The following is a 6,511-nucleotide window of genomic DNA, read 5'->3' on the forward strand; positions in this document are numbered from 1 at the left end:
ATTCTGGACAGGACGAATTAAGTTATTCCCGTACAATGAAGATATTTCTATTCAAGTGTATGATGCCGGTTTTTTGTATGGCATTGTTACTGTCGATTAAAGCAGCAGGGCAAAATAAGCCCTATATCTTGGACATGGTGCATAATAATCCCGGGGAAAAACTGACGCAAAGCGCTTTCAATGACCCTGCTTTTCTGAAGCAAGAAGGCTATAATGGTATGGTAGTCAATGAATTCAGCTTCGTTCACACGGCGATTACTTTCGATGGGTTTGACAAACGCATATTTCCCGTTGGTTCGGTAGAACGTGAATGGGTACTGAAAACGGCAGAAGACATCCGCGCGCATATCAGGCGGGCTCATGCGGCGGGCCTAAAAGCTTACTACTTTACTGATATTATAGTTTTGCCAAAAAAATTGGTCGAACTTTATCATGATGAAATATGTGATGCGAACGGAAAAATCTCGTTTGAACGGCCTAAAACAATCGAAATCCATCGCTTTTTGTTTAATGCCGTGTTCGAAGCCTTTCCCGACCTTGATGGCTTGGTAATACGCACCGGCGAGACTTATTTGAACAATGTGCCCTATCATACAGGTAACAACCCTATCACCAACGGAGTTGAAAGCCATATTAAATTATTAAATTTACTAAGGCAGGAGGTTTGTGTAAAACACAACAAAATGGTCTTTTATCGTACCTGGTCATTTGGCGGGATGCATGATGATCCATCTTATTATTTAGCAGTTACCGACAAAATTGAGCCCCATCCTAACCTGGTCTTTAGTATCAAACACACTAAAGGTGATTATCAGCGAACCTTTGATTTCAATCCCACACTATTACTGGGTAAACATCGGCAAATCGTTGAGGTGGAATGTCAGCGGGAGTACGAAGGCAAGGGCGCATATCCTGATTACATCGGCGATGGCGTAATCAATGGTTTCGAAGAATACAAGGGGATAAAGCCGCAAAGAGGTTACCGTTCACTCCAGGATATCAAAGGCTCTCCTTTGCTCAGCGGCGTTTGGACCTGGAGTAGGGGCGGTGGCTGGGTAGGGCCTTACATTAGCAACGAGTTTTGGTGCAGGCTCAATGCTTATGTGATCAGCCACTGGATGCAAGACACCGGTCAAACGGAAGAACAGGTATTTGATAAATTTATGGATAAAAACGGTATAATAGGTGAATCGCGCAATGCTTTCCGGCAGTTATGCTTATTGTCTGCCAAAGCCGAACTCCGGGGCCACGAAAGCGCGAAGGTGCCGTTCAACAGCGAGTGGACTTGGTGGACGAGAGACGAATTTTTGGCGGGAACGGGCAGTTCCGAAATCAAGTCGGTAAATCAGGATTCTTCTGAGGGCTTATTGAACCAGGCTTTTGATCAATGGTATACCGATCATTCCCTTACCACGGTCATCGATGAGAAGTATGAAGCTGTGGAATTATGGCGTCAGATCACGGCGCTCAGTAAGAAAATCAAAATGAACAATAAGGACGACGAGCACTACATTCTGGTTTCTTCACAATACGGATTACTATTGCACCAAATTATCGCGGAGGGCTGGAATATTATGGCACTGGGCTTTATAGGTGATAAAACGGGAAGTTATGATCGGCCTCAAATAGCCAAATCAATTAAGAAGTATGACGAGGCGTGGGAGGCATTTAAAAAACTGAAAGATGAGAATCCGGATTGCGCAACTTTGTACAAACCATTTGCATTTGTTTATAAAGGACCTGATTATCACGGTTATCAGGGCATGGGCGCTTCTGTCGACGCATACAGAAAATTAATAGAGTGATACGATGCTGTATTTAACACAAATTCAATCAAAAAAATGAAACTAAAACCGTTGATAGTAATAGTACTCGTTTTATGTTGTTTGTTTACCCATGCTAAGGTTATTAAGCCGCCCAAGGTCAGTTATGTTAATGCGTTTGCAAACATTCAACACCCCGAGATCGCCTATTGGTTTTTTTCCAAAGATGTCATCGCGAAAGACAACTACATGGCTGAAATTGATTACCTAGCTGCCAAGAGTAAGTTCGACCTGATCTTCCTGACGGCGCGCAACGGCGTAAACTTTTACGACTTTGATGCGATGCACCCGGTTTTTAAAAAGTTGGTGGACGAAGCGCATAAAAAAGGCCTGAAAATAGGTTTACAGCTTTGGGAGAACCGCGGACCGGTAGCTATAGAGCATACAGAACGGATGATTGTCGAAAATGAATGCCTGCTTGACGTGAACGGACAGGGACAGTTTACAGCAAAAGCAAGGCATGTTCGCAGCGGCGTCCAGTTGATCAAGAGCGACCTTTTTAAGGTGTACGCTTTCAAAAAAACCGCTGAAGGTTTTTATTTGCCGGGTACGTTGAAAGATATAACCACATCTTGTAAATCTGAATCGCCCGACAAAGAAACCGTTGTTGTAAATATCAATTCATCGCCCGATATGAATGGCTATACAGCCTTCGTTATGACCCAGCATTATTACAATTATAGCAGCACGCACGACCTCAATGCCTCCAACCGTTTTATCGAGGCGCTCAGAGCCTATGCAGATATACCTTTTGATGGAGTCGGACTGGACGAGTATACAAATCTGCGCGTAGCTACACAATGGGAATTGGCTAAAGCCAAAGAAACGTTTCGCGAGAGCCCATATTCACTCGCGATGGCGCAACAATTTAAAACCAAATATGGCTACGATTTGGAAAGAGCTTTATTTGATATGCGTTACGCACCACAAGGCAAACCTGAAATGAGGGCCAAAGCCATTAACTATTATATGGAAAACATGCGTAGCGGCACGCTACAGGTAGAGCAGGCGGTGTATGCAAACGCGAAGAAGATATTTGGAAAAGACGAGTTTGCCGGATTGCACGATACCCATCATAACAGCCTGGATGGTGATGAAATATGGCAAACGGGCCTTAACTGGTGGAATATTCCACGCGAGTATGGACAAACCGACGAAAGTACGCCAACACCCACTCAGTTGGGTATAGCGCAATCATATCCGAAGAACGTGCTTTTTAATATGTACTATAACAAGAGCCTCGATAATATTACCGGGAAGGCCTTAACCGATTTGAGATATGGCATCCGCACACATTATCATGCACTTAACGATATTCAGGGGTGGGGCGTTAGCATGGATAAGCCTGAAACCCTTGACCAGGTAAACCCGGTTGAAAATTGCGCCCGTTTACTTAATCGATTTAATCCTTCTATGCCGCAAACTAAACTACTGGTTATTTTTGGCATGGAGGCGTTAGCAAACTGGTATCCAAATGAAAGCCAAAGAGGTATTTGTGATGTTAATGATAAATTGTTTATCGAGGAAAAGGCCAAAGCAATTTGGGATGCAGGTTACCGGGACGCATTGGTACCAACCGATCTGATACTCGACGGGCGATTAAAATTGGACGTAACAGGCAAGCCTGTGATCAACGGGCACCGGTATGATGCCATAGTTTTCCTTTATCCGCAATATTCTCATACACAAACATTGAAATTTTTAGAAGAATTTGTGAACAAGGGCGGTAAACTCATGACCGAAGGCGATGGCAGGTATGATTTTGATGGAAATGATATGGAAAGCAGGTGGAAAGCCATCAAAATTAAATCTACCGTTAATGTTTTTGATGTTAACCAGTTAGTCAAATTAAATATTCATCAGGATACTTTACGTGATGGTGCCTTAAATTCAGATGGTTCCTATGTATTTACGGATATTTCATCATTGCGAAACGGTACCTTGGCCAAATTCACTTTCGAAAAAAATGGTGATACCTTTAGTGGTCAGTATACAGGTATGGTCGCAGTACGGATCAGCGACAATGGTGAACTGTTGAAGCTTTCGGCAGGTGGTTTTAAAGAGTTGCGGAAGAACGGGAAACTGATATTCAGTCTGGACAGGCCTGCGGATGTATTTGCCGATCTTGGCGCAGATCCGCAGGTTATGATAGCTGATACCACCAAGTCGATCAAGGCTCATTGGGGGAATTTATAATAATACAAAAGTATGATAAAAAAAATATCTTTTTTCCTGTTAACGGCGATACTTTCCGTCGCATGGGTGAATTTTAAGCCGGTTAAACCCGTATTATACCTGATCGGCGATTCGACTGTTGAAGACGGCTCGGGTAATAAGGGTTTATGGGGCTGGGGGAAGTTTTTTCCCCGCTTTTTTGATACCAGCAGGATTACTATCCGCAATTACGCCCAGGGCGGAACAAGCGCCCGCACCTTCCAAACAAATGGTATCTGGAACAAGAATATTAACAAACGGGGTATGTGGGACACTGTTTATTCAAAATTAAAGAAAGGCGATTACCTTCTAATACAATTCGGCCTCAATGACCAGGGCCCTATAGCCGATACCTCTCGAGCCAGGGGTACACTCAAAGGTACGGGACCTGATAGTGTGCTCATATATAACGCAGTTACAAAACAGCAAGAAGTTGTGCACACTTTTGGCTGGTATATTCGTCGCTATGTACGATTGGCCAAAGCAAAAGGTGTGACGGTTATAGTTTGTTCGTCGGTACCAAAAAATGATTGGAAAGATGGCAAATTACTGCGCGATGAGTTAGGTTTTGCCAGCTGGGCATTACAGGTAGCAAAAGAGGAAGGGGCATACCAGATTGACCTAAACAACAAGGTTGCCGATGTCTACGACGCAGAGGGTCAGGATTCCGTAACCGTAAAATACCATATTGCCGAAGATCATGTTCATACCGTGAGTGCAGGTGCGATATTGAACGCCAGGTTGGTGAGCAAAGGTATTGTGGCGATACTTCCTGAAGGCTGTCGCTTGGGGGATTACATCAATAAAGCAACAATAAATGAAAATTAATTTTACATTTTTTTTAAAAACAACTCATTGTTTATTGATCACAATGATATGCGGGGTCGCTTTAACGGCCCGCGCACAGGGTTACAAGAACCCGATCATACCCGGTTTTTATCCTGATCCAAGTGTATGCCGGGTAGGTGATGATTATTACCTTGTTAACAGTTCATTTGAATATTTTCCTGGTGTGCCGATCTGGCATAGCAAGGACCTGGTCAACTGGGAGCAAATAGGCAATGTACTAAACCGGGCCTCGCAACTTCCGCTTAGTGGTTGTAAGCCGTCGAATGGTATTTATGCATCAACTATACGTTACCATAACGGGCTTTTTTATATGGTTACTACCTTAGTGAGCGGCACTAAAGAATACGGAAATTTTTTTGTTACCGCTAAAAACCCGGCTGGCCCTTGGAGCGAACCTGTTTTTGTAAACCAAAGCGGGATTGACCCTTCCTTATTTTGGGAAAATGGCAAAATGTATTTCATCTCTAATCGAGGTTTAAAGTCAAACGATGCAAGAGCAATCTACGAATCGGAAATAGACAGTATAACCGGCAAGCGTTTAACAGAACCGAAAATGATATGGAAAGGTAGTGGTGGCAGCTATGTGGAAGGACCACATATGTATAAACGCAATGGTTATTATTATTTGCTCACAGCCGAAGGAGGCACATCTTATGGTCACATGGTCACTATTGCCCGAAGTAAAAACATATGGGGGCCGTTTGAGTCTGATCCTACAAATCCGATCCTGTCAAACCGTTATGCGTACTCCATTATTTCAGGCACAGGGCATGCCGACATGGTAGAGGCAGCCGATGGCTCATGGTGGATGGTGCATTTGGCTTTCAGACCTATAATAGATCAGATACATACTACCGGTCGCGAAACTTGTCTTGAGCCCGTTGAATGGAATAAGGAAGGATGGCCGGTGGTTAATAAAACCGGCACGGCAGATATTATAGTTGATACAAAAACGCTACCGTTGCACCCCTACCCGGCAGCACAGGTTACTGATAATTTTGATACCGATCAATTGGACTTCAGCTATATTCATTTAAGAAACCCCGATTCGGCTAATTATTCATTAAAGAAAAGGCAAGGGTATCTATCATTAATTGGCTCTGCTTTTACCCTTAACGACCTTCAATCGCCAACATTTATCGGCAAGAGGCAACGTCATTTTTCTTTTGACGCAGTTACCAGTGTCGATTTTGATCCCCAATCAGACAATGAAGAAGCAGGGTTGACCCTTGAAATGACCAATGATCACCATTATGACTTTTATATCAAAAAGTTGGGCAATCAACGTGTATTGGTTGTTTATTACAAGCTTGAATTGATAAATGGGATAAAGGCCGAGGTTCCGCTATTGCCGGGGCCTGTCAAATTAAAGATCACGGGTACCAAGACCGTTTACAGTTTTTCCTACGCCCAGGGCGATGCGCCCTATAAAGAAATAGCGCAACTCAACACCCGTTATCTGGGCACTGAAGTTACCGGTGGGTATAATGGCGTTATTATAGGGATGTACGCTACAGGTAATGGCAAGGTTTCGGCCAGGCCGGCTTATTTTGATTACTTTACTTATCAACCCATTCAATAGCTGTTATATGAAGCGTGTTTTGCTGTTATATTTACTGATAATC

General features: G+C 43.4%; 4 protein-coding genes. All 4 read left to right on the plus strand.

Going from position 1 to position 6,511, the window contains the following annotated elements:
- Positions 1–134: 134 nt before the first annotated feature.
- Positions 135–1,805: a hypothetical protein gene (locus tag QZX97_RS10245; RefSeq protein WP_295664629.1), complete on the plus strand. Its 1,671-nt coding sequence runs from the start codon at positions 135–137 to the stop codon at positions 1,803–1,805.
- A gap of 207 nt (positions 1,806–2,012) precedes the next feature.
- Positions 2,013–4,019 carry a hypothetical protein gene (locus QZX97_RS10250; protein ID WP_295664630.1) on the plus strand — a complete coding sequence of 669 codons (2,007 nt, stop codon included), beginning with the start codon at positions 2,013–2,015 and terminating at the stop codon, positions 4,017–4,019.
- 12 nt (positions 4,020–4,031) lie between these two features.
- The gene (locus QZX97_RS10255) at positions 4,032–4,865 is read left to right on the plus strand and encodes a rhamnogalacturonan acetylesterase (protein ID WP_295648259.1); all 834 of its coding nucleotides are present in this window, start codon (positions 4,032–4,034) and stop codon (positions 4,863–4,865) included.
- 43 nt (positions 4,866–4,908) lie between these two features.
- Complete coding sequence (locus QZX97_RS10260) at positions 4,909–6,468, plus strand: glycoside hydrolase family 43 protein (protein ID WP_295664631.1); 1,560 nt, start codon at positions 4,909–4,911, stop codon at positions 6,466–6,468.
- Positions 6,469–6,511 lie beyond the last annotated feature (43 nt).

The organism is uncultured Mucilaginibacter sp., from assembly GCF_903893715.1.
Taxonomy (GTDB): domain Bacteria; phylum Bacteroidota; class Bacteroidia; order Sphingobacteriales; family Sphingobacteriaceae; genus Mucilaginibacter.